This is a genomic window from Pseudalkalibacillus hwajinpoensis, assembly GCF_039851965.1.
In the GTDB taxonomy this organism is placed as follows: domain Bacteria; phylum Bacillota; class Bacilli; order Bacillales; family Guptibacillaceae; genus Guptibacillus; species Guptibacillus hwajinpoensis_E.
In genome coordinates, this window is sequence record NZ_CP156674.1 from 434,656 (window position 1) to 459,259 (window position 24,604).

Annotated in this window: 22 protein-coding genes; all 22 read right to left on the reverse strand. The window is 42.2% G+C overall.

Translation table 11 applies throughout. The features are described 5' to 3' along the window. Positions 1-9: 9 nt before the first annotated feature. The 22 genes from ABFG93_RS02175 to tsf all read right to left on the reverse strand — a co-directional run bounded on the left by ABFG93_RS02175 (position 10) and on the right by tsf (position 24,509). Entirely contained in the window at positions 10-1,248 is a 1,239-nt protein-coding gene (locus ABFG93_RS02175; RefSeq protein WP_347550338.1) for a M16 family metallopeptidase, read from the reverse strand. An 81-nt stretch (positions 1,249-1,329) separates the two neighbouring features. Next, the gene (locus tag ABFG93_RS02180; protein ID WP_347550339.1) at positions 1,330-2,292 is read right to left on the reverse strand and encodes a polysaccharide deacetylase family protein; all 963 of its coding nucleotides are present in this window, start codon (positions 2,290-2,292) and stop codon (positions 1,330-1,332) included. 110 nt (positions 2,293-2,402) lie between these two features. Next, complete coding sequence (locus tag ABFG93_RS02185; protein ID WP_347550340.1) at positions 2,403-4,520, reverse strand: polyribonucleotide nucleotidyltransferase; 2,118 nt, start codon at positions 4,518-4,520, stop codon at positions 2,403-2,405. Positions 4,521-4,657: 137 nt separating this feature from the next. Beyond that, positions 4,658-4,927 (reverse strand): 30S ribosomal protein S15, encoded by a 270-nt coding sequence (gene rpsO / locus ABFG93_RS02190; RefSeq protein ID WP_048309782.1) that lies wholly within the window; start codon positions 4,925-4,927, stop codon positions 4,658-4,660. A gap of 131 nt (positions 4,928-5,058) precedes the next feature. After that, positions 5,059-5,991 (reverse strand): bifunctional riboflavin kinase/FAD synthetase, encoded by a 933-nt coding sequence (gene ribF, locus ABFG93_RS02195; RefSeq protein ID WP_347550341.1) that lies wholly within the window; start codon positions 5,989-5,991, stop codon positions 5,059-5,061. Between the two features lie 18 nt (positions 5,992-6,009). Further along, positions 6,010-6,906: a tRNA pseudouridine(55) synthase TruB gene (gene truB, locus ABFG93_RS02200; protein ID WP_347550342.1), complete on the reverse strand. Its 897-nt coding sequence runs from the start codon at positions 6,904-6,906 to the stop codon at positions 6,010-6,012. Between the two features lie 68 nt (positions 6,907-6,974). Then, positions 6,975-7,325, reverse strand: coding sequence for a 30S ribosome-binding factor RbfA (gene rbfA / locus ABFG93_RS02205; RefSeq protein ID WP_347550343.1), 351 nt, complete (start codon positions 7,323-7,325; stop codon positions 6,975-6,977). Between the two features lie 20 nt (positions 7,326-7,345). Further along, complete coding sequence (locus ABFG93_RS02210) at positions 7,346-7,621, reverse strand: DUF503 domain-containing protein (protein ID WP_347550344.1); 276 nt, start codon at positions 7,619-7,621, stop codon at positions 7,346-7,348. Beyond that, positions 7,618-9,696, reverse strand: coding sequence for a translation initiation factor IF-2 (infB, locus tag ABFG93_RS02215; RefSeq protein WP_347550345.1), 2,079 nt, complete (start codon positions 9,694-9,696; stop codon positions 7,618-7,620). The genes ABFG93_RS02210 and infB overlap by 4 nt, the downstream gene beginning before the upstream one ends. Positions 9,697-9,712: 16 nt before the next feature. After that, positions 9,713-10,015, reverse strand: a complete 303-nt coding sequence (locus ABFG93_RS02220; protein WP_347550346.1) for a YlxQ family RNA-binding protein — start codon at positions 10,013-10,015, stop codon at positions 9,713-9,715. Continuing rightward, positions 10,012-10,272: an RNase P modulator RnpM gene (gene rnpM, locus ABFG93_RS02225; protein WP_347550347.1), complete on the reverse strand. Its 261-nt coding sequence runs from the start codon at positions 10,270-10,272 to the stop codon at positions 10,012-10,014. Before rnpM ends, ABFG93_RS02220 begins: the two co-directional genes overlap by 4 nt. 29 nt (positions 10,273-10,301) lie before the next feature. Beyond that, positions 10,302-11,411, reverse strand: a complete 1,110-nt coding sequence (nusA, locus tag ABFG93_RS02230) for a transcription termination factor NusA (RefSeq protein ID WP_347550348.1) — start codon at positions 11,409-11,411, stop codon at positions 10,302-10,304. A gap of 19 nt (positions 11,412-11,430) precedes the next feature. Beyond that, a complete protein-coding gene (gene rimP, locus ABFG93_RS02235) occupies positions 11,431-11,901 on the reverse strand; it encodes a ribosome maturation factor RimP (protein WP_347550349.1) in 471 nt (156 codons plus the stop codon). A 158-nt stretch (positions 11,902-12,059) separates the two neighbouring features. Beyond that, the gene (locus ABFG93_RS02240; RefSeq protein ID WP_347550350.1) at positions 12,060-16,349 is read right to left on the reverse strand and encodes a PolC-type DNA polymerase III; all 4,290 of its coding nucleotides are present in this window, start codon (positions 16,347-16,349) and stop codon (positions 12,060-12,062) included. Positions 16,350-16,452: 103 nt separating this feature from the next. Beyond that, positions 16,453-18,072: a proline--tRNA ligase gene (locus tag ABFG93_RS02245; RefSeq protein ID WP_347550351.1), complete on the reverse strand. Its 1,620-nt coding sequence runs from the start codon at positions 18,070-18,072 to the stop codon at positions 16,453-16,455. 47 nt (positions 18,073-18,119) lie between these two features. Further along, entirely contained in the window at positions 18,120-19,373 is a 1,254-nt protein-coding gene (rseP, locus tag ABFG93_RS02250) for an RIP metalloprotease RseP (RefSeq protein WP_347550352.1), read from the reverse strand. A gap of 15 nt (positions 19,374-19,388) precedes the next feature. Next, on the reverse strand, positions 19,389-20,537 hold the full coding sequence (locus tag ABFG93_RS02255; protein WP_347550353.1) for a 1-deoxy-D-xylulose-5-phosphate reductoisomerase: 1,149 nt from the start codon (positions 20,535-20,537) through the stop codon (positions 19,389-19,391). 45 nt (positions 20,538-20,582) lie between these two features. After that, positions 20,583-21,389 carry a phosphatidate cytidylyltransferase gene (locus ABFG93_RS02260; RefSeq protein ID WP_347550354.1) on the reverse strand — a complete coding sequence of 269 codons (807 nt, stop codon included), beginning with the start codon at positions 21,387-21,389 and terminating at the stop codon, positions 20,583-20,585. Positions 21,390-21,410: 21 nt separating this feature from the next. Next, the gene (locus ABFG93_RS02265; protein ID WP_347552727.1) at positions 21,411-22,178 is read right to left on the reverse strand and encodes an isoprenyl transferase; all 768 of its coding nucleotides are present in this window, start codon (positions 22,176-22,178) and stop codon (positions 21,411-21,413) included. Between the two features lie 91 nt (positions 22,179-22,269). Beyond that, a complete protein-coding gene (frr, locus tag ABFG93_RS02270) occupies positions 22,270-22,827 on the reverse strand; it encodes a ribosome recycling factor (protein ID WP_347550355.1) in 558 nt (185 codons plus the stop codon). A 1-nt stretch (position 22,828) separates the two neighbouring features. Beyond that, positions 22,829-23,554 carry a UMP kinase gene (gene pyrH, locus ABFG93_RS02275; protein ID WP_347550356.1) on the reverse strand — a complete coding sequence of 242 codons (726 nt, stop codon included), beginning with the start codon at positions 23,552-23,554 and terminating at the stop codon, positions 22,829-22,831. A 73-nt stretch (positions 23,555-23,627) separates the two neighbouring features. Further along, positions 23,628-24,509 (reverse strand): translation elongation factor Ts, encoded by an 882-nt coding sequence (gene tsf, locus ABFG93_RS02280; RefSeq protein ID WP_347550357.1) that lies wholly within the window; start codon positions 24,507-24,509, stop codon positions 23,628-23,630. Positions 24,510-24,604: the final 95 nt, after the last annotated feature.

Below are 24,604 nucleotides of genomic sequence, written 5' to 3' on the forward strand. Positions count from 1 at the left end.
TTTTGTACACTAGCTGATTCCTTCTGGTAAATTTCCATTCGGACTGATAAGCGAACATGAAAAATCGTCAGTGAACATCGATTGGATCATGTTATTCACTTTTTCGTGATTAACGTTTTCAATATTCGTAATGATGTCATCAAGAGTACGATGCTGATTCAATAACAGTTCATTCTTTCCGTTCCGACTCATGCGACTGTTTGTACTTTCTAAGCTGAGCATCAAATTTCCTTTCAGCTGCTCTTTACAGTTCTTCAACTCTTTTGATGTAATCCCATCGTTTTTGAAATCGTGTAATGTCTTTTGAATTGTTTCATATAGTCGATCGAGCTGATTTTGTGCCGTTCCAGCATAGATTGTTAGAAGACCGCTGTCTTTGTATGCCGAATGGTAAGAGAACACTGAATAAGCAAGACCCTGATCTTCTCGTACGTCCTGAAAAAGACGACTGCTCATACTTCCACCAAGCACGTTGTTCATCACAATCAAACTATAAATGTCATCTGTTCCAAAAGGAAGACCTGCATATCCGAGACAAAGATGGGCTTGTTCTGTTTCCTTTTTACGTGCAATATGCCCCAAATGGAACTTAGGCGGCTCCACTTCTGGTTTACCCGCAGGTGTTTCCCAGTTTTCAAAGGCGCCCTCAACTTTGCTCATAAAGCTCTCATCGATGTTACCTGCAACCGAAACAACGATATTGTCTGGCGTATAATGCGTTTGCATGTAACGTCTTAGTGTATCACCTGAGAAACCTTTTAGCGTTTCTTCTGTACCGAGGATCGGCATAGCTAGTTCATGATCTCCATAGCTTGCCTGGCTCAGCATGTCGTGCACAATATCATCAGGTGTGTCTTCGTACATTTTGATTTCTTCATGTACTACGTTCTTCTCTTTCGCAAGCTCTCCTGCTTCAAACGTCGATTTAAAGAACATGTCAGTCAATACTTCAAGCGCATAATCAGCGTGCTCATCAAGAACTTTTGCATAATAGCACGTATATTCTTTTGAAGTAAAAGCATTCACCTGACCACCTATGCTATCAAAAGACTCGGCAATATCTTTTGCACTACGAGTGTCCGTTCCTTTAAAAAACATATGCTCAAGAAAATGGGAGACTCCGTTTACTTCTTTTGGTTCAAAACGTGAACCAGTTCCAATCCAAATGCCGATAGCAACCGAACGGACAGTTGGTATATTTTCTAACACTACTCTTACTCCATTTTTACAAGTCACTTTATTTATCAAGCCTGTTCCTCCTGTTTCGAAACCATTCTCTTTCGTAATACTCCAAAATCACTATATCATTAATAAAGAGAGGAAACAATTCTATCGCCTGTTCTCAATACGCTTTGAGTCTAGCACTTGTGATACAGTTCCTGGCGTATATCCTCTTTCTTTAATACCTCTGATAATCGCTTCTAGACTCTTTTTTGTTGGCTCAGTTGGGTGCATTAAAATAAGTGCTCCTGCATGTACATTTTGTAACACCCTCTCTGTTAACACCTGAGGAGAAGGTTTTTTCCAGTCAACTGTATCCACTGACCAGAGAACAGTTTGCATCCCCAGACGATTGGCGATCTCCACCGCATTAGCAGCATAGCTTCCACTCGGAGGCGCAAAAACAACTGGCTTTTTATCAATTGTCGCTTCAATAACTTTATTGGTGTCTTCAAGCTCTTTTTGAATAGCAGAATTAGTTAACCTCTTTAAATCTGGATGAGAATAGGCATGATTCCCTATTTCATGACCTTCTTCATCAATCATTCTTACCACATCTGAATTTTTCTTAGCCCAAGATCCATCTAGGAAAAAAGTAGCGTGTACGCTATGTTTTTTAAATAGTTGGAGCATATCGGGTAAATATTCTTCCCCCCAGGCCACGTTAATCATTAACGCCACCATTGGTTTCTCAGGATTACCCTTATAAACAGGTGCTGGTTCTAAGTCATCAAGCTGAATATCAGGCTCCACTTCACTTCTAACTAGCATTGACTCATCAAATGATTTCCCTTTCATTTTTTCATAGGAGGCCTTCACATCTATCACGATACCGTTATAGCCGGGAATTCCCTTCCAAACACGATCAATCACCGCATTCTCTGGTGCAATGTCATGCTTTGCCTTGGCCTCCAGGATTTCATTATAAAGCGAATTTCCGCTAACAGTGATGATGGAAGCTTCCTCTTTCAAATCACTTAAATACATTGAAGTGTAGGGGTTCTGAAGGGAACCTGCTGCTACGCCTAAGATCATGATAAAGACAATCAGTTGGATCCAGGATTTCTTCATACTTCTGCCCCCTTTTGTAAAAAAGTATGTTCAGAGGGCAAGCTGTAGAACTGATCGTATTCACTTCCATTAAAAAGCATAAAAAAAGAATCCGGCCGTAGCCGAATTCCCTAACTCTTTTGACTTTGTTCTTCACGTTCACGCTGTTCTTTCAATAACTCTTTACGAGAAAGGTTAACGCGTCCCTGCTTATCGATTTCTTTTACTTTAACCATAATTTCATCACCGATTGAGACAACATCTTCAACCTTATTTGTGCGTTCTTCAGCAAGTTCAGAAATATGAACAAGTCCTTCTTTACCTGCAAACAGCTCAACAAATGCTCCGAATTTCTCAACTCGTTTAACTTTACCAAGATAGGTTGTACCAACTTCCACTTCTCGGATAAGATCTTCGATGATTTTCTTCGCTTTTGCGTTCATTTCCTGTTCAGTTGAAGAAATAAAGATTGAACCATCCTGCTCGATGTCAATTTTAACGCCAGTTTCTTCAATGATTTTATTGATGATTTTACCGCTTGGTCCAATAACGTCGCGGATTTTATCTGGTTTAATCGACATCGTAAGGATTTTAGGTGCGTATGCAGAAAGCTCTGTACGAGGTTCACTAATTGCACTCATCATGTTTTCAAGAATCGCAAGACGACCATTTTTCGCCTGCTCAAGAGCCTGACGAAGAATGTCTTCGTTAATTCCAGAAATTTTGATATCCATTTGAAGAGCTGTTACACCCTGCTTTGTTCCGGCTACTTTAAAGTCCATATCCCCAAGTGCATCTTCCATGCCCTGAATGTCAGTAAGAACTGTAACATCTTCACCATCACTCACAAGCCCCATCGCAATCCCTGCAACTGGTGCTTTGATTGGCACACCTGCATCCATCATTGCCAGCGTACTTGCACAAATACTTGCCTGTGAAGTAGATCCGTTAGATTCAAGCACTTCAGATACAAGGCGAACCGTATAAGGGAAATCGTTCTCAGTTGGGATAATCGGCTCAAGAGCGCGTTCACCAAGAGCACCGTGACCAATTTCACGACGACCCGGTCCACGCATCGGGCCTGTTTCACCTACGCTGAATTTCGGGAAGTTATAGTGATGCATGAAACGCTTGGATTCTTCTGTACCAAGACCATCTAGGATTTGTACATCTCCAAGTGCTCCAAGAGTACAAATGCTAAGTGCCTGAGTTTGTCCACGAGTGAACAATCCAGAACCGTGCGTTCTTGAAAGAATGCCAACTTCAGAATCAAGCGGACGAATTTCGTCAACGCCACGGCCATCAGGTCTTACTTTATCCTTTAAGATTAAACGACGAACTTCTTGCTTCACAAAGCTATTAAGGATGGACTTCACTTCTTCAGAACTAACTTCTTCATTTTCTTCATAAGCTTCTGTCGCACGAGCCATAACAGCATCAATTGCTTCCTGTCTTGCATGCTTTTCAATTACCTTTACAGCTTCTTTAACATCTGAAAGGAACTGCTCGCTAAGTTCAGCTTCAAGTGCTTCGTCCGCTTTCTTAAGCACAACTTCGCGCTTTTCTTTACCGGTTGCTTCAATGATTTCTTCCTGGAAAGAAATCAGACGTTTAATTTCCTGATGTCCAAAAAGAATCCCTTCTAGCATTGTTTCTTCTGGTACTTCATCAGCGCCAGCTTCAACCATGTTAATCGCATCTTTCGTACCAGCAACTGTAAGGTGAATGTCGCTTTTTTCAAGCTGGTCAACGTTCGGATTCACAACGAACTCACCGTTGATACGACCGACAATAACACCAGCGATAGGACCATCGAATGGAAGATCACTAATTCCAAGCGCTAAAGATGAACCAAACATAGCTGCCATCTCTGATGAACAGTTTTGATCCACGCTCATTACTGTGCTAACAACCTGTACTTCATTACGGAAACCGTCTGGGAATAAGGGGCGAATCGGGCGATCGATTAAACGACTCGCTAGAATTGCCTTTTCACTCGGACGGCCTTCACGTTTGATGAAGCCCCCAGGAATTTTACCTACTGCATATAATCGTTCTTCATAATTAACCGTTAGTGGGAAAAACGGAAGGTCTTTCGGCTCTTTTGAACCTGTAACCGTTGCTAATACAGCAGTATCACCGTATCGGATCAACGCCGCCCCGCTCGCCTGTTTAGCCAGCTGACCAATCTCAACTGACAACTCGCGACCAGCCCATTCAATGGAAAACACTTGCTTGTTCTGTGCCATTAATGTGAGAACTCCTCTCATCCAATAAAATCATTTCTTTTATTATACCCTAACCTTTTTGCTTCTAAAAAGAAAGGAAGAAATCTATGTATTTTAACCTAATAAAAAAGCGGGAATTATCCCGCTTTTCTGAATCATTATCGACGTAGACCAAGTTCTTTGATAAGTTCGCGGTAACGAGTAACGTCTTTGTTACGAAGATACGTTAAAAGATTACGGCGTTTACCAACCATCTTAAGAAGACCGCGACGTGAGTGGTGATCTTTCTTGTGGAAACGTAGATGATCGTTCAAATTGTTGATTTCCTCAGTAAGGACAGCGATTTGAACCTCTGGAGAACCAGTATCATTCTCGTGAGTTTTAAACTTAGTGATAAGCTCTTGCTTACGCTCTTGTGTGATTGCCATCCGTTTCACCTCCTTAATTTCTAATCCCCTGATACCGCGCAAAAGTCGGTGACTCGATTGCCCAGTATAGGTTGTGTACTTACTGTACAGATAATAGATTACAGGTTTTCTCACCAAATTGCAAGAGGAAACTATTCAAGTATTTGTCTTGCTTCTTCCACATCTTCCCCAATCTGCTTAATTAAAGCATCAACGGAAGGGAATTTCACTTCACCACGGATTTTTTGATGAAACTCAACCACCACTTCACGATCATACAAATCACCTTCATAATCAAATACATGCACTTCAAGTGATGGTTTATCTGGCCTGTCATCGTAAAACGTCGGCTTATATCCTACGTTGCAAACACCGTTCATCCACGTTCTTTCTGTTTTCATGCGAACTGCATATACACCAGTAGCTGGAACAAGATATTCATCCTTAAGGGCCACGTTTGCTGTTGGAAAACCAATTGTTCTTCCGCGCTGGTCACCTTTCACAACCGTTCCTTTAATTGTGTAGTGACGACCAAGAACTTCTTTTACGCTCGCCACCATTCCATTACGTATATAAGAACGAATCAAGGTGGAGCTTACTTTCTCATCTTGTTTTGATACTTTATCAATTACAGTTTGTTCAAACTTGTTTCTTGCATGAAAGGGCATGGAGTCCATCGTTCCTCTTCCTTTACTTCCATACGTAAAATCAAACCCAGCCACCACATGTAAAACCGATAATGCAATAATGTAGTCATCAACAAATTGCTGTGGCGTTAACCCTGCAATTGTTGGATCAAATTTCACTACATAAAGGACATCAATTCCTAATTGTTCAATAAGGTCTATTTTTTCATCCAGAGGCGTGATCGCTTCTGTTTGAGGGGTGGACTTGCCTAACACCACTGAAGGATGGGGATAGAATGTCATGACAGAAGCCTCTATTCCCTTCTCAACTGCGATCGACTTTGCTGTTGAAATAACCTTCTGATGACCACGATGAATACCATCGAAATAACCGAGTGCCATGACAGAGGGTTTGCTTTCTTCATGCTTATGAGGATGAGATAAATAAATTGTCTTCAACGGTTTCACCTTCTAACTTCATCTAGAAAACACTTTTTCTGGCTTCATCATGCCCTGTTTCTCAGGATGCTTCTGATAGATCGCAATCGCTTCTCCTTCTCCATTGTACATAACTAGTCTCTCTTCTGTCATCTCCTCAACCTGTGGAAGAACAGCCCCATTTTGAAGCTTTGCTTCTAACTGACTGCCTACCGTCATCGAAGGCATAGAAGAGAGAGCATATTCCATCGGAAAAAGGTTCAGCGTTTCATCTTCTATCATCTGTGTAATATCCTCAAATGTCAAACATTCTTCAAGCTTAAATGGGCCGGAAGCGGTTCGAATTAAGAAAGACATGTGAGCTGGGTAACCGAGCTCTCGTCCGATATCAACGGCAAGCGTTCTAATATACGTTCCCTTGCTACACGTCGCTCGTACAGGAATTAAAAGCGTCTCACCATCCTGTGAGATATCACCATTAAGTTCGAGATCATGGATCCTCACTCGTCTGGATGGTCGTTCAACAACTTCGCCTTTAAACGCGTATTCGTAAAGCCGTTTGCCGTTCACTTTAACTGCAGAATACATTGGAGGAGTTTGTTCAATCTCTCCACGAAACTCGCCAAGAGCTTCTTCTATTTGCTCACGTGTAAGGGAATTCGTCACTTTTTTCTTCTCTACCACATCTCCTGATGCATCTTCCGTTGTTGTGGAGAACCCGAGCGTAATAACTGCTTCATATGTTTTTGAAAAATCAGTCATGTACTGGGCCACCTTCGTCGCTCTTCCAATACAAAGCGGCAATACTCCAGTTACATCCGGGTCAAGTGTACCTGTATGGCCAACTTTTTTTGTATGCAATAGCTTCCTTGTTTTTGCCACACAGTCGTGCGAGGTCATGCCTGCTGGTTTCTTCAAGGGTAAAATTCCATTCATCTATGTAGCCTCCTTTCGTCATAATGACATAGAGAAAGGATAGACATTCCTGCCTATCCCTTCGTCTGCTACTCATCCGATTGATTTAAATCTGCAAGAAGTCGTTCGATTTTGTTTCCGTAATCGATCGATTCATCGAATTCAAAATAAATTTCCGGCGTTTTGCGAAGGCGAATTCGCTTCCCAATTTCAGAACGGATAAAACCAGTTGCTTTCGCAAGTCCGTTTAGGGTCGCTTCTTTCTTCTCTTCATCACCTAGAACAGTTATAAACACTGTTGCTTGCTGGAGATCATTTGTCACTTCAACAGCCGTTACCGTAACGAAACCTACGCGCGGATCTTTAATCTTTCTGCTGATGATGTCACCAAGTTCTTTCTTCATCTGTTCACCAACACGGTGTGCGCGAACATTACTCATTGTTCCACCTCGTTTCTTTCCTAAAGCCATTCATAAGTAGCTCGAGTGAGCTCGATATCAGGACGTGAATCAATCAATGAAACAGCACGCTGAAGCTCACGCTCACATGCTGTTTTGCTTGAAGCCGTAGTAACAATACCGATAACAGTATGTTGCCACAAATCCTGGCTTTCAAGTTCAGAAACAGCAAGATTATAATTCTTCAGGCGGCTGATCACCGACTGAAGAACTGATCTTTTTTCTTTCAAGGATTGTGCATCATAAATGATACATTCACATTCTACATATCCAATCACTTAGGCTTAACTTCCTCCATTACGTATGCTTCAATAATGTCTCCTTCTTTTACATCATTGAATTTCGCAAGCGTAATTCCGCATTCGTATCCTTTCGCGACTTCTTTAGCGTCATCTTTGAAGCGTTTCAATGTATCCACTTCACCTTCAAATACAACGATGCCGTCACGGATGACACGAACACCAGAGTTTCTCGTGATTTTACCTTCAGTTACATAAGAACCTGCAATCGTACCGACTTTTGAAACTTTAAACGTTTCTCGGACTTCAGCCTGACCAATGACTTTTTCTTCATAGACAGGATCAAGCATTCCTTTCATTGCAGCTTCAATTTCTTCAATTGCCGTGTAAATAACACGGTGCAAACGAATTTCAACCTGTTCAGATTCAGCTACTTTCTTAGCATTTGTATCTGGACGCACATTAAATCCGATGATGAGTGCATTTGACGCAGATGCAAGAATAATATCAGACTCTGTAATCGCACCAACAGCAGTATGAATGATGTTAATTTTCACACCTTCTACTTCGATTTTACGAAGTGAGCCAGCAAGAGCTTCAACTGATCCCTGCACATCGGCTTTTACGATCACATTAATATCCTTCACGTCACCCTGCTGAATTTTCTCAAATAAATCGTCAAGATTCATTTTCGAAGACTCTTTACGCTGAGCTTCAATCTTCTGCTGGTTACGAGCTTCACCTACCTGGCGAGCTGTCTTTTCGTCTTCAAATGCAACGAAACGATCACCTGCGTGAGGTACATCACTTAAACCTGTTACCTCGACTGGAGTTGAAGGAGCAGCAGAGTCAACACGCTTACCAAGGTCGTTAACCATTGCACGTACACGGCCGAATGTGTTCCCAACAACTACTGGATCGCCAACTTTAAGCGTACCTTCTTGCACAAGAAGCGTTGCGACTGGTCCGCGCCCTTTATCAAGCTGTGCTTCAATAACAGTACCTGTTGCAAGCTTATCCGGATTAGCTTTAAATTCTTCTACTTCAGAAATAAGTAGAATCGTTTCAAGAAGCTCATCAATTCCTTCACGCTTAATCGCTGAAAGGTTTACGAAAATCGTATCCCCGCCCCATGCTTCAGAAACGAGCTCATACTCTGTAAGTTCCTGCATAACGCGATCAGGATTTGCGCCTTCTTTATCCATCTTATTAACCGCAACGATAATTGGCACTTCTGCTGCTTTTGCGTGATTAATGGCTTCAACTGTTTGTGGCATAACACCATCATCAGCGGCTACTACAAGAATCGTGATATCTGTTACTTTTGCACCGCGAGCACGCATTGTTGTAAATGCCGCGTGTCCAGGTGTATCTAGGAACGTGATTTTCTTGTTCTTTTCTTCAATCTGATAAGCACCGATATGCTGTGTAATACCGCCCGCTTCACCCTGTGTTACTTTTGTATCACGGATGCTATCAAGAAGTGTTGTTTTACCATGGTCAACGTGACCCATGATTGTAACAACGGCAGGACGCTCAACAAGCTTTTCTTCGTTGTCTTCACTTGTATAGTTATCAAGATCCGTAACTTCAAAAGGTTCTTCTTCTTCGACTTTAACGCCGTAATCATCGCAAATAAGTTCCATTGTGTCTTTATCTAGTTCCTGGTTGATTGTTGCCATAACGCCAAGACCCATTAACTTTTTGATCAGTTCAGATGCATCTTTACCAAGCTTTTCTGCAAGTTGTCCGACCGTTAATGATCCTATGAACGTTACTTTTGCAGGCAATCTTCTTGGAGCAGCCGTGTTCTTAGGAGGCTGACCTTTTCCTCGTCGGTTCGGTCGTCTCCCGCCTCGACGGTTGTTAGGCGTGTTTTTACTATTCTTTTGATTTGCATTTGGGTTGTTTCGATTGTTTTTATTTTCCATACTGTTTTTGTCGCTTCCCTTTTTGGATTGTTTCGAATTGTTAGCAAGCTTACTCATTGTCTGATCATCAATCACAGACATATGATTTGAAACCGTAATATTCATGCTTTTTAACTTTTCGATAACATCCTTACTAGTTGTATTATGTTCTTTTGCATATTCATAAATCCGCATCTTACTCATACGATTCACCCCCGAATTATTGATCGAGAATCGCAAAAAGTTTCTTTGCAAAGCCTGCATCAGTCACCGCTATGGTTACGCGCTGCATTTTGCCAATCGCGTGTCCAAGTTCATAACGATCTGAGACAATACATAATGGAACTTTATAAGTAGTTGCTTTATCGGTAACTTTCTTTCTTGTATTATCGGATGCGTCGTTTGCTAACAAAACGAGTTTGGCATTCTTTCTCTGGATTTCTTTTACAACAAGTTCTTCTCCAGAGACGACCTTGCCAGCACGCTGAGCAAGTCCCAGAAATGATTCCCAATTCTTACTCATGATCGCGACTCTTCAAGATAAGTATAAATCTCATCTGTCACTTCTGCTTTTAGGTGAGCAGAAAGAGCATTTCTTTTCTTAGCAAGCTTGAAACATTCTTCATTGTTGCAAAGATAAGCACCCCGTCCATTCTGTTTACCCGTTAGGTCAATTGATATAACCCCTTCAGGTGAGCGAACGACGCGAACGAGCTCCTTTTTTGGTTTCATTTCCTGGCAGGCGACACATTTCCGCATAGGAATTTTACGTTTTTGCACGGTGGACACCTCTCCTGATCGTTCAGTTGCTAGTCTAACTCAGACTCTTCAGAATCATCATCGTCAAATAACGGTGCTTCACCCGGGCTATAAATGCCCAGCTCTTCCGCTTCAGATTGACTCTTAATATCAATTTTCCATCCTGTAAGCTTCGCTGCAAGTCGTGCGTTTTGTCCGCGTTTACCAATCGCAAGCGAGAGCTGGTAATCAGGTACAATGACCTGTGTCATTTTTTGTTCTTCATTCACATTTACTTTAAGTACTTTGGATGGACTAAGCGCATTTGCGACATATTCAACAATATCCTCTGACCAACGAACGATGTCAATTTTCTCACCCTTAAGTTCGTTAACAATCGCCTGGACACGCTGCCCACGTTGACCGACACATGAGCCAACCGGATCAATTTCCGGATCTTCCGCATGAACGGCAATTTTAGAACGATCGCCCGCTTCACGTGAAATTGACTTTACTTCAACCGTGCCGTCAAAAATTTCAGGCACTTCAAGTTCAAATAAACGCTTAAGAAGACCAGGATGAGTTCGTGATACCATCACCTGTGGTCCTTTGGTTGTTTTTTCAACTTTTGTTACATACACTTTAATCCGGTCATGTGAATGATATGTTTCGTTAGGCATTTGCTCGCCTGCTGGGAGAAGAGCTTCAATTCTTCCAAGGTCAACGTAAATAAAACGATGATCCTGACGCTGAACAATCCCTGTCATGATATCATCTTCACGATCGATGAACTCACTGAAAATAATGCCGCGCTCTGCTTCACGTACGCGCTGAGTAACAACCTGTTTCGCTGTTTGAGCAGCAATGCGGCCGAAATTACGAGGCGTTACTTCAATTTCAACAATATCTTCTAGTTCATACTGAGGATCAATATCTTTTGCGTCTTCAAGCGAAATCTCAAGACGAGAATCTTCTACTTCTTCAACAACGTCTTTACGAGCAAAGACCCGAATAGACCCGGTATCCTGGTTGAAATCGACCCTAACATTCTGTGCCTGGTGAAAGTTACGCTTGTACGCAGAAATAAGCGCCGCTTCGATCGCTTCCACGATAATATCCTTGCTGATACCCTTTTCCTTCTCAAGAACGGTCAGCGCATCTAATAAATCACTACTCTTCATTTTTCATACTCCCCTTTAACTAAAAAACAACCGCAAGCCTTGCGCTTGCCACTTTTTCATAAGGTAATTCGACCTTTTTAATTCTGGTTTTAACTTTCTGCTCGATGACAACCGTTTCTCCGTTGAAGTCCGAAAGCATGCCTTCAAAGCTTTTTTCGCCGTTAATGGGTTCATAGGTTGTCATATAGACTTGCTTGCCCACCGCTTTTTCAAAATCAGTACGTTTCTTTAGTGGGCGCTCTGCACCTGGTGAGGATACTTCAAGGAAGTAAGGTTGCGTTATTGGATCATGTTTATCAAGCTGTTCGCTTAATTTTTCACTAATTGTACCGCACTCCTCAATATCTACGCCACGAGGAGAATCGATATAGACACGGAGAAACCAGTTCTTTCCTTCCTGCGTGAATTCTATATCTACGAGTTCCAGGTTCATTTCATCTACTATTGGTTTTACTAGTTCTTCTGTAACCGTAATTACGTTCTCAGTCATTGGTTGTCCTCCTTTCTGATCCTGTACAGCAGGGTCCCAATCGAAAACGAAAGAGTGGGATAGCCCCACTCTTCCGTCGCGTGTGTATTCACTAGTATTTCCACAATTACTATACCATACTCATATCACCAATTCAACAGAGAAGCGAATGCATCCCTTTAGAATAAGCTGAGCTGATTGGCATCTGGCAAACCTTCGAGACATCCATGATCGTCCAGATATTCGAGAACGGTCTTAGAGATTTTGCTTCGCTGTTGAAGGTCTTCCTTCGAAAGGAATTCGCCGCCTTCTTTTGCGCTAACGATGTTAAGCGCTGCGTTCGTTCCAACTCCTGGTAGAGAGTTAAATGGCGGGATGAGCGAATCGCCGTCCACTACAAACTCAGCTGCTTTTGAGCGATACAGATCTACCTTCTGCATACGAAGTCCACGCTCTGACATCTCAAGTGCAATTTCCATAACTGTGAGCAGGTTCTTCTCTTTTGGTGATGCATCGAGTCCTTTTTCATTGATTTCTTCGATTTTTGCCCGAATGGCATTTGAGCCTTTTGCCATCGTATCAATATCAAAGTCATCTGCCCTAACAGTAAAGTATGCTGCGTAAAAGAGAATTGGGTGGTGAACTTTAAAGTATGCAATCCTAACCGCCATTAAAACATAAGCTGCGGCGTGAGCTTTCGGAAACATATACTTGATTTTCAAGCATGAGTCAATGTACCAATCAGGCACATCATGCTTCTTCATCTCAACTACCCACTCTTCTTGCAGGCCTTTCCCTTTACGAACAAACTCCATAATTTTAAATGCAAGTGATGGATCAAGTCCTTTGTAGATCAAGTAAACCATAATATCGTCACGACATCCAATTACTTCACTTAGATTACATGTACCGGCTTGAATTAGTTCCTGAGCATTACCGAGCCATACATCCGTACCGTGAGACAGTCCTGAAATCTGAACAAGCTCAGAGAACGTACTTGGTTTGGTATCCTCAAGCATCTGTCGAACAAAGCGCGTACCGAATTCTGGAATGCCGTATGTGCCTGTTTTACACATGATTTGATCCTGCGTTACGCCGAGCGACTCTGTACCACTAAAAAGCTTCATCACTTCCGCATCATCCGTTGGTATGGTTTTCGGATCAATTCCACTTAAATCCTGAAGCATTCGAATCACGGTTGGATCATCGTGGCCGAGAATATCGAGCTTTAATAGATTGTCATGGATAGAATGGAAATCAAAGTGCGTTGTTTTCCAGGCGGATGTTTTGTCATCTGCCGGAAACTGAATCGGTGAAAAATCGTAAATGTCCATATAATCCGGCACTACGATAATACCTCCAGGGTGCTGCCCTGAAGTTCGTTTCACACCCGTACAACCTGACACGAGTCGGTCAATTTCAGCACCTCGGTAATGAAGGTCATGGTCCCCCATGTACCCTTTCACATAACCATACGCAGTTTTCTCAGCTACGGTACCGATCGTTCCTGCTCGGAACACGTTATCTTCACCAAATAGTTCTTTCGTATAATTGTGGGCTCGTGGCTGGTATTCTCCTGAGAAGTTCAAATCAATATCGGGTACCTTATCCCCTTTAAAGCCAAGAAACGTCTCAAACGGTATATCGTGTCCATCTTTCGTAAGCGGTACATTACAGTCGTCACACGATTTATCGGGAAGGTCGAACCCGGAGCCCACAGATCCATCATCAAAGAATTGAGACTTTTTACAAGATGGACAGACGTAATGCGGTGGTAAAGGATTTACTTCAGTAATCTCCGTCATTGTCGCAACAAAGGAGGATCCAACTGAACCCCGGGATCCAACAAGGTACCCATCATTCAATGACTTTTTAACGAGTTTATGAGAAATCAAGTAAATTACCGCAAACCCATGCCCGATGATACTTTTCAATTCTTTCTCAAGACGCTCTTCTACGATTACAGGTAATTCGTCACCATAAATACTTCGAGCCATATTATAGCTCATCTCTCTCATCTCTTCATCTGCCCCTTCAATCCTCGGGGTAAACAAATCATCTTGAATAGGCTTAATGTCATCGATTAAATCTGACACTTTTTGCGGATCTTGGACAACGATTTCCTTTGCCTTGTCTGAACCAAGGAAATGGAAACAGTCAAGCATTTCATTCGTAGTTCTGAAATGAACCTGCGGAAGCGTTTGACGATTCAATGGATTACCAGCCTGGGCTTTGATTAATATTTTACGATAAATGTGGTCTTCTGGCTCAAGGTAATGAACGTTTCCTGTTGCTACAACAGGTTTGTTTAGTTTTTCACCGAGCTTCACGATTTTACCGATAATCTCACGAAGTGCCATTTCATCCTGCACAAGCTCTCGTTCAATGAGGTGCATGTAATTTTGCGGTGGCTGAACTTCAAGGTAATCATAAAATTTCGCGATCTCTTCTACTTCTTCAGGTGATTTTTGCATCATGCCTTCAAATACTTCACCTTTGTCACAACCAGAACCAATCAATAAGCCTTCTCGATATTTTTCAAGCTTTGAACGTGGAATACGAGCGGTTCTGTAGAAATAATCGATATGTGACAGGGAGACAAGCTTAAATAAATTTTTCAGTCCTACATCATTTTGAGCAAGAATAATCGTATGAGATGGACGAGTTCGCTGGAAGCCAGTTTGTCCCATGTTGTCATTGAGCATATTGTGGTTAGTAATCTCGCGTTCAAGTGCATCTTTTACGAGTTTCCATAATAAATATCCGGTCGCCTCAGCATCATAAATTGCTCTATGGTGCTGGGTTAGATCAATATCAAACTTCTTACATAATGTGTTCAGGCGGTGATTCCGCATCTCAGGGTATAAGAAACGTGCAAGTTCCAGCGTATCAATGACTGGATTTTTTGCTTCTCCAAGACCAATATTCCGTAACCCCACATTGAGGAACCCCATATCAAAGCTCGCATTGTGGGCAACAAGAATGTCATCGCCCATGAATTCATAGAAATCTTTTATGACATCGTCAATCTCTGGTGCATTCATAACCATATCATCTGTAATCCCTGTAAGCTCAATTGTTGTTGATGAAAGCGGATGGTGGGGATTTGCAAACCGCTCAAACTTATCAATTATCTCTCCATCTTTCAACTTAACGGCCGCTAATTCAATAATTTTGTTATAGACAGCAGAAAGACCCGTTGTCTCCACGTCAAAGACAATATAGGTTCCCGTTTCCAGATCCACATCCGCTTCATTATAGGCCATTGGCACCCCATCATCGACAAGATCCGCTTCCAGACCGTATATGACTTTAATGTTGTTTTTCTGGCCAGCGGCATAGGCGTCAGGGAATGATTGAACAACGTTATGGTCCGTTATAGCGATAGCTGGATGGCCCCATTTGGCTGCCTGAGCAATTAATCCACCAGCTGTATTGACTGAGTCCATCTGACTCATCTGAGTATGAGCATGTAGTTCAATCCGCTTCTCGTCATCAGGTGCCTCATCTTTTCTAAGATCTGGTTTAATTTCAGTCAGGTCATTTCCGATCATCACGAGATCACGGACGAATGTATCATTTTGAATACCACCGCGCACTTTTACCCAAATGCCTTTCCTTACCGCCTCTAGAATTGGAACATCTTCTTTATCGCGAGAGAACATTTTAACCAGGATAGAATCGGTGTAATCCGTTATTTTAAACGTTAGTAACGTACGACCGCTTCTGAGTTCTTTTGTTTCTGCATGGAACACATATCCCTGAACAGCAATGCGCCGTTCTTCATCCTGAATCGATTCAATCGGCACAGGGTCTTCCTTAATCTTATAACCAATTACGAGTGAATCAGGAACTTGCGATTTGCTAGCACTGTCAGCTTTTTGCTTCTCAATCAGCGCTTCCATCATTTTCGATTGATCTTCCTGCTGCTTTTGCTCAACAAACTTCTTATAATCCTGTTCTGATTCCTTTACTTCAACTTCCAGCATATACTTTGGAAAACCTGCTGCCGCGTAACATTCAGTAATGGGACCAGATAGCTTCCGCTTCGCAATGGCAGCCTCTGTTTCATTACGAACCGATACAATTAGCTTATTTCCATTTATTTTTGGTGCCTGGTTTTTCAAAAGGGCTGTCAGTGACGCTGAATGATCCCGCATGAGTTCGACGACATTTTCCCAGTATGCTGACGCAAGCTCTTCAGAACCACCACCCTCAGTCTTAATCGTATAGGTAACGGCCGCAATATGGCTCAATCCATCTTTTAAGCGACTTTGAAAAAGGTCGTAAACATGGAATGGAAGAACATCCGGTAGATGAAATTCAAAATGCCACTTCCTTGTTTCTTTATAAACGGTTAATTTCGATATATAGGCCTCTTTAAAATATTCTTCAAATTTATCTGGAAACGATATTTGCTGAAGGAGCAACTGAAGTCGTTCTTTTCTTATCTTTATCTCCTGATCCATTCATTTCTTCCTCCTTCTTCTACGCATGGTGACGATTTGATAAACTTGGCTTATCGCCAAAAGTAAAAAAAGGTGGAAGGTGCCCATGGCACCTATCCACAATTTAGTTCATCTGTGAGAAAAGCTGCTGAAGTGTTGTCGTTAATTCATCCACATGTACTTCAACTGATTCTCCAGTATCTCTACGCTTCACTTCTACAATGCCTTCGCTTGCTTTCTTCCCAACGATCACACGTAGTGGAAGACCGATTAAATCGGCATCCTTAAATTTAACTCCGGCACGCTCTTTGCGATCATCATAAAGGACATCATATCGTATATCGCGCAACGTATTATAAAGGCGATCAGATAAGGTGGTTTGATCAGCGTCCTTTACATTAATCGTAATTAAATGAAGGTCAAATGGCGTAACGGCAAGCGGCCATTTCAAACCGTTCTCATCAGCGCTTTGCTCAGCAATTGCTGCAAGCGTTCTTGAAACGCCAATACCATAACAACCCATAATAATGGGCTGTGCTTTTCCACCTTCATCAAGGAAGGAGGCTTTCATCGTTTCACTATACTTTGTACCCAGTTTGAACACCTGACCAATTTCGATACCTTCTGCGAAGACAATCGTGCCTTTACCATCTGGTGCGGGATCACCTTCTTGAATGAAGCGAAGGTCTTCAAAACGTTCAATCGTAAGGTCACGTTCTGGATTGAGGTTTTGGTAAGCGTGAGCACCTGTCACAACAGCATTTACCATTGCTTTCACCGCATGATCTGCAATAATAGTACCTTTAAATTCCTTGATATCAACTGCTTCATCTGGAACATCCACCATATCTGTACTAAACAGGTTCTTCACCTTAATATCATTTAGCTTATGGTCACCTCGGACTAGTACAAGAATCGTCTCATCCTTCACCTTCACGATAGTCGGGTGTATTTGACGATCAAGCGCTGCCTCAGCTTCCCCTTTTGTTAATGGAAATTCGGCTTCGGCAGATTTCTCATACGCTACGTGAACCTCAGCCATTTCAATGTTAGCAGCATAGTCTGAAGCATCACTATATGCAATCGTGTCTTCCCCAACGCTTGAAAGGGCCATGAATTCCTCGGTATCCTGCCCTCCCATAGCACCTGAATCAGCTACAACAGGTCTGAAATTAAGACCTAGTTTCGTGAAAATTTTACTGTACGTTGCATGCATCAAATTATATGCTTCATCGAGCTGTTTTTCTGAAGAATGGAACGAATACGCATCCTTCATAATAAATTCTCTACCTCGAAGCAAACCAAAGCGCGGACGTCGTTCGTCACGGTACTTTGTTTGAATTTGATACAGGATTACAGGCAATTGCTTGTAAGAACTAAGTTCATCTCGAACAAGACTTGTAATCAATTCTTCATGTGTTGCACCGAGAGCGAACGCACGATCATGACGATCTTTGAGCCTCATGAGCTCTGGGCCATATACATCCCAGCGCCCTGTTTCCTGCCATAATTCCGCCGGTTGAATGGCTGGCATCAATAATTCCTGCGCACCAGCTTCGTCAAGTTCCCGACGAATGACCTCTTCTATTTTCATTAGCACCTTTTTACCAAGTGGTAAGTAGGAATAAATGCCTGAAGCATTCTGACGCATAAAACCCGCTCTAACTAGCAGCCGATGGCTTTTGATTTCTGCATCAGCTGGATTATCTCTAAGGGTTGGATTAAAGTATTTGGATTGTTTCATGAACTGCACCTCACTTCATTGTTCAAAACGGGTCCTTCCGCTACATTCTATAAAAAGAAACGTTGAATGTCGTTCCAGGTTACGACAAGCATGAGTAACATCAGGAATGAAAATCCTATAAAATGCACAAGACTTTCTTTTTGAGGATCAATTGGTTTACCTCTTAATGCTTCTACACCTATAAATAATAATCTTCCTCCATCAAGTGCTGGAAGCGGAAGTAAGTTAAAGATCCCGAGGTTAATGCTTAAGAAGGCTGCCCATCTCATAAGAACATATAGTCCTCCAGATGCGGCTTCTTCTGTGTAACTATAAATACCAACCGGACCTGAAAAAGCATCAATCGATAGCTGTCCTGTTACCAATTGTCCAAGTCCTACAAATATAGCTTTTGAAAATTCAATCGTTGAAGAAAACCCAAAAGCAATTGAATCAAAGAAGTCCACTTGGTATGCAGGCGCAACGCCGATCCTACCAACAGATTGATTCTCGGTAAGTTCCTGCTTCTCTGGAGTGATCGATAAGGTAACGGCTTCTCCTTCACGATCAACTTTAAAGCCAAGTTGATTATTGGCATTTTCCTGTATGATGGACGTCATTTTATCCCAGCTTGTAATTTCGGTCCCATTAATTTCAGTAATGATATCGCCGTTCATCATTCCTGCCTGTTCTGCAGGACTTCCTTCGACAACTTCACTTACTTCATTCGTAGGCGTACCCTGTAATAATCCGAGTGATATGAAAATAACAATCGCAAGCAAGAAGTTCATCACAGGACCAGCAAATATAGCCAGGAAGCGATCCCAGAGTGACTTCGAACCGAATTGACGATCATAAGGAGCAATCTGGAATTCAGAGCCATCCATCACATAGTGAGAGATCTCATCGATCGGATATACGACTGCTGGTTCTTCTTCGCCTTCATAACCTTTAATGTAAAGGGCACGCTCCAAATCAGCTTCTTCCACCGTTACTTCTTTCAAATTCGTATAAGCTGATTTTTGATTGATAACTATTTTCTCAACTTTATTCTTATCGTTAAACATAAGCCCGACACGCTGCCCGGGTTTAAGTTCAATCATTTCGGGATCTTCTCCGGCCATTCGAACAAAACCACCAAGAGGTAAGAGTCTAATTGTATAGACCGTTTCCCCTTTTTTGATTGTGAAAATCTTTGGCCCGAAGCCTATTGCGAATTCCCGGCAGAGAATTCCTGCTCGTTTTGCCAGGAGCAAATGACCTAATTCATGGAAGAAGACAAGCGCTCCGAATATGATAATGATCGAAATCACAGTATTCATATCCACTTACCACCTTTATTTAATTAATAACTGAACTCGCAATCTTGTTTCAGAATCAATGCCAAGAATATCTTCAAGCGACGCATTTTGAACATTATCATGGTTTTCCATCGCTTTTTCTACGAGCTCTTCGATCGTTAAGAAATCAATTTTCCCTTCAAGAAAGGCAGCAACAGCTGTCTCATTCGCCGCATTAAGGACAGCCGGTAATGAACCACCAGCACGACCTGCTTCATATGCGAGCTTTAAAGAACGGAAGCGGTCAACGTCCACTTTCTCAAAGTGAAGTTTGCCAACTTCCCATAAGTTTAACCGTTTTGCATTTCTGATTTCAAGTCGATCAGGATAGCTAAGTGCATATTGAATTGGAATTCGCATATCCGGAGTACCAAGATGTGCCATCACACTTCCGTCTATGTACTCTACCATTGAGTGAATAATGCTCTCTCTATGAAGAAGAACATCAATTTGATCATAAGGTGTCCCAAATAACCAGTGCGCCTCAATGACTTCAAGTCCTTTATTCATCATCGTCGCTGAGTCAATAGTGATCTTTGCGCCCATTGACCAGTTCGGGTGATTCAGGGCATCGTGTATACTTACACCCTGCAATTCTTCTCTCTTCTTATCTCGGAAACTGCCTCCTGAAGCTGTTAGAATCAACCGTTCCATTTGCTCCTGTTTTTCGCCATTCAAGCATTGGAAAAGTGCTGAATGTTCACTGTCAACAGGGAGGAGAGCTGATCCATGTCTTTTAGCAGCCTCCGTAACGAGGTGTCCTGCTGTTACGAGTGTTTCTTTATTTGCGATTGCAATCGTTTTTCCCTGTTCAATTGCAGAAAGGGTTGGAGATAGACCAATACTTCCAAGAATGGCATTGACTAGCACCGTCGTTTCGTGATGGCACGCTACTTCAAGCAAGCCCTCTTCTCCGTAGACTATCTTCGTCTTTCTGGATACAATTCTTCTAAGAGACTCAGCATCTTCCCGCTCTTGAACCGATAGTAGCTTTGGTTGGAATTCGTTGGCAATTTCAATTGCTTTCTCTACATTTTTTCCTACTGAAACGGCTACAAGGGAAAACAAGTCAGGATGCATTCTCACAATATCGAGAGTCTGTATTCCAATAGAACCAGAAGCTCCCAGTAAGCTGATTTTCTTCAATCGATCAGTTCCTCCAATCCACTCTGTTTAGGAATAGAAAATACGCTAAACCAGGTGTAGTAAATGCAGAAGTGGCAGTACGAAAATGAGACTATCGAATCGATCCAGTATCCCCCCATGCCCTGGCAAGATGCTGCCAGAATCTTTCACCCCATAATGGCGCTTGAATGCTGATTCTACAAGGTCTCCAATCTGTCCAAAAACAGATGTTAGAACTGATACGATAAGGACGATAATAAGCGATTCGTAAACCGGGTAGATCAGTTGAAATCCGATACCGACAATGACAGCCATAACAATGCCGCCAATGGCTCCTTCTACCGTCTTATTAGGAGATATATGCGGCCAGAGTTTTTTCTTTCCTAATGAGCGTCCTACAAAATATGCCCCAGAATCAGATGCCCAAATTAGAAAAATGATAAAAAACAGCTGAACCATTCCTTCAACATTGTTTTCCCCTAAATAACGAGTGGCCGTGAAATAATAGAATCCAAGTCCTACATAAAGAGATGCCATCATGATAAACGAACTTTCATCAAAACTATATTTATTCTTCGTCAACACCGTCATTGCTAACAGAATGAGCAGCCCAAAGAATAAGAGATCAATTTTTGTAAAAACAGACGAAGTGAGCGCTGCAATCCAATCATCTGGCATAACAAGTATCCAAGTTCCCACAATCGCTAGTAACCCCGGAAGTGAAACCAGAGTGATTTTTTTCATTACTAATAACTCAACCATTCCTACAGTAGCAATAAGCGCCATGAGAATGATAAACGGCCAGTCTCCTAAGATGATTATACCTAGCAATAGGGCGCCAAAAATCACACCCGTAATAACACGTTGTTTCATTACGTTAATGTCCTCCTACACTTACACCCCGCCGTAACGTCTTCCTCGTCGCTGGTACTCCTCTATGGCCTCCACCAAATGATGTTCAGTGAAATCCGGCCAGAGAACCTCTGTAAACCAGAGTTCCGTATACGCTAGCTGCCACAGCATGAAGTTACTTAACCGAATTTCTCCGCTTGTCCGTATTAACAGATCCGGATCAGGGTACTGACTACTGAGTAGATAAGAAGAAATTTTCTCCTCGGTGATATCATCCTCTGTCAGTATCCCCTTTCTCACGTCACTTAATAACCGCTGCATAGCTGTCTTCATTTCATGACGGCTACCATAATTAAGAGCAAAATTAAGTATAAGTCCAGTATTGTCCTTTGTTTCCTTAACCGCCTTACTAATGGCTTTGAACGTGTGGGGTGGTAATTGCTCTCGTTCTCCCATAATTCTCACCTGAACGTTCTGCTCGATTAACTCTGGCAAATGGCTCAGCAAGAACTGTTCCGGGAGCTTCATTAAAAAGTCCACTTCCTCTTTCGGTCGTTTCCAATTTTCTGTTGAGAAGGCATAGAGTGTCAGGTAACTTACCCCTAGATCATTTGCCTTTCGTACAATTTTCTTAACTACCTTCACACCTTCACGGTGGCCTGCCACACGCGGAAGACCTCGCTTCTTCGCCCAGCGTCCATTGCCATCCATAATGATCGCAATGTGTCCTGGGATATTAGCAGATGCATCTATTTCATAATGTTCCTCATCTTCATTCTTTCTCATCCAGTTCGAGAACTTCCCAAGCATTGCAAATCCTCCATTGTGTCGCTTACTTAACAAAAAAACCCCCTGTGGGAAAAGAGGGTTCTTTTATTATCTTATTTTACATGTTATTGGGTTAGACTTCCATGATTTCTTTTTCTTTGTCTGCTGCAATGCTGTCCGCTTCAGCTACGTACTTATCTGTAAGCTTCTGAACATCCTCATTACCACGACGAAGTTCATCCTCAGTAATATCGCCATCTTTTTCTTTCTTTTTCAATTCATCATTGGCATCACGACGGATATTACGGATGACAACTTTGCCCTCTTCCGCATATTTCTTAACTAGCTTCACAAGATCCTTACGACGCTCTTCTGTTAGAGCTGGGATCGTAATACGGATCACATTACCATCGTTTGAAGGAGTGAGCCCAAGGTCTGACTTAAGAATTGCTTTCTCAATATCGCCTACAGCTGATTTGTCATAAGGCTGAATCAAAAGCATACGAGCTTCTGGTACTGAAATGCCCGCAAGCTGGTTAACAGGTGTTGGAGCACCGTAGTAATCTACTTGAAGTTTATCTAGAAGAGAAGCATTCGCTCTACCTGCTCTCAATGTTGCTAGTTCACGCTTCAAACTTGAAACACCACTCTGCATACGTTCTTCAGCATTTTTCAAAATATCTTTCGGCATCTTAATTTCTCCCCTTTACTACTGTTCCAATTTCTTCTCCGCAAACGGCACGCTTAATGTTACCTTCTTCCATAATCGAGAAGACAACAAGTGGAATATCATTATCCATACATAGTGAAGAAGCTGTGGAATCCATAACAGCCAGCCCTTCCTTAAGAACATCTAGATAAGAAAGAGTATCATACTTCTTCGCAGTAGCATCAATTGTAGGATCAGCTGTGTATACGCCATCAACGTTATTTTTTGCCATTAAAATAACATCAGCCTCAATTTCGGCTGCACGTAGGGCCGCTGTTGTATCTGTTGAGAAGTATGGATTTCCTGTTCCAGCTGCGAAAATGACAACGCGTTTTTTCTCAAGGTGTCGAATTGCTTTTCGACGAATATAAGGTTCTGCTACCTGTCTCATTTCAATCGAAGTTTGAACACGTGTTTCAACTCCAATGCTCTCGAGACTATCCTGCATGGCAAGAGAATTCATAACCGTGGCAAGCATGCCCATGTAGTCAGCAGTAGCACGGTCCATTCCCATTTCGCTACCGACTTTACCTCGCCAGATATTACCCCCACCAACAACAACCGCAACTTCCACACCCATTTCATGAATTTCCTTCACTTGAGATGCGATCGATTGAACGATTGATGGTGAAATCCCCTGACCTTCTCCACCAGACAATGCTTCTCCGCTTAATTTTAACACAACGCGTTCATACTTGGCTCCGCTCATTTTTACCCTCCAGCATGTTTATCAGTATTTGTTCTTGAAAAATAGGGAACACGATGTGTTCCCTATCATTATTTTACTTCTTCACTTGAGACATAACTTCTTCAGCAAAGTTATCTTCACGCTTCTCCATGCCTTCGCCAACTTCGTAGCGGATGAATCCTTTAATTGTAGCGCCTTTAGAAGCTACATACTTACCTACTTTTTGATCAGTATCTTTAACAAACGGCTGATCTACAAGTGAAATTTCTTCGAAGAATTTGTTGATACGGCCTTCTACCATTTTCTCAACGATCTTCTCAGGCTTGCCTTCGTTAAGTGCCTGTTGCTTAAGGACTTCACGCTCGCGCTCAACCTCTTCAGCTGGAACCGCGTCACGAGATACGAAGCGTGGGTTAACAGCAGCAGTGTGCATTGCTACGTCTTTTGCAACTTCTTCGTCAGTTGTACCTTCAAGAAGAGTTAGTACACCAATGCGTCCGCCCATGTGAAGGTATGCACCAAATGCATCTGCGTCTGTTTTCTCAACAATTTGGAAGCGACGAAGAGAGATCTTCTCACCGATTTTCGCAATTTTGTCGTTTAAGTATTCAGTAACTGTTTGTCCGTTTTCCATTTTACTTTCAAGAGCTGCGTCAACAGACTCAGGATTCGATTGAAGGAGGTGCTGAGAGATCTCATTGATTAGTGTAGTAAAGCTCTCGTTCTTTGCAACGAAGTCAGTTTCAGAGTTAATCTCAGCGATTACTGCTTTGTTTCCTTCAACTGCGATAGTTGCAAGACCTTCAGCAGCTACGCGATCTGCTTTCTTAGCTGCTTTCGAGATGCCTTTCTCACGAAGCCAGTCAATTGCCTTGTCCATGTCACCATCGTTTTCAGTTAGTGCTTTTTTGCAATCCATCATACCTGCACCAGTTTGTGCGCGCAATTCTTTTACCATTTGAGCTGTTACTGCCATTAGTAATTCCTCCTTGAATTATAGTATGTAATTTTATCCTTGTGGGTTAAAAAAAGGTGATAAAGGGGTTAGAGTTCCCCTTTATCACCCCTTTG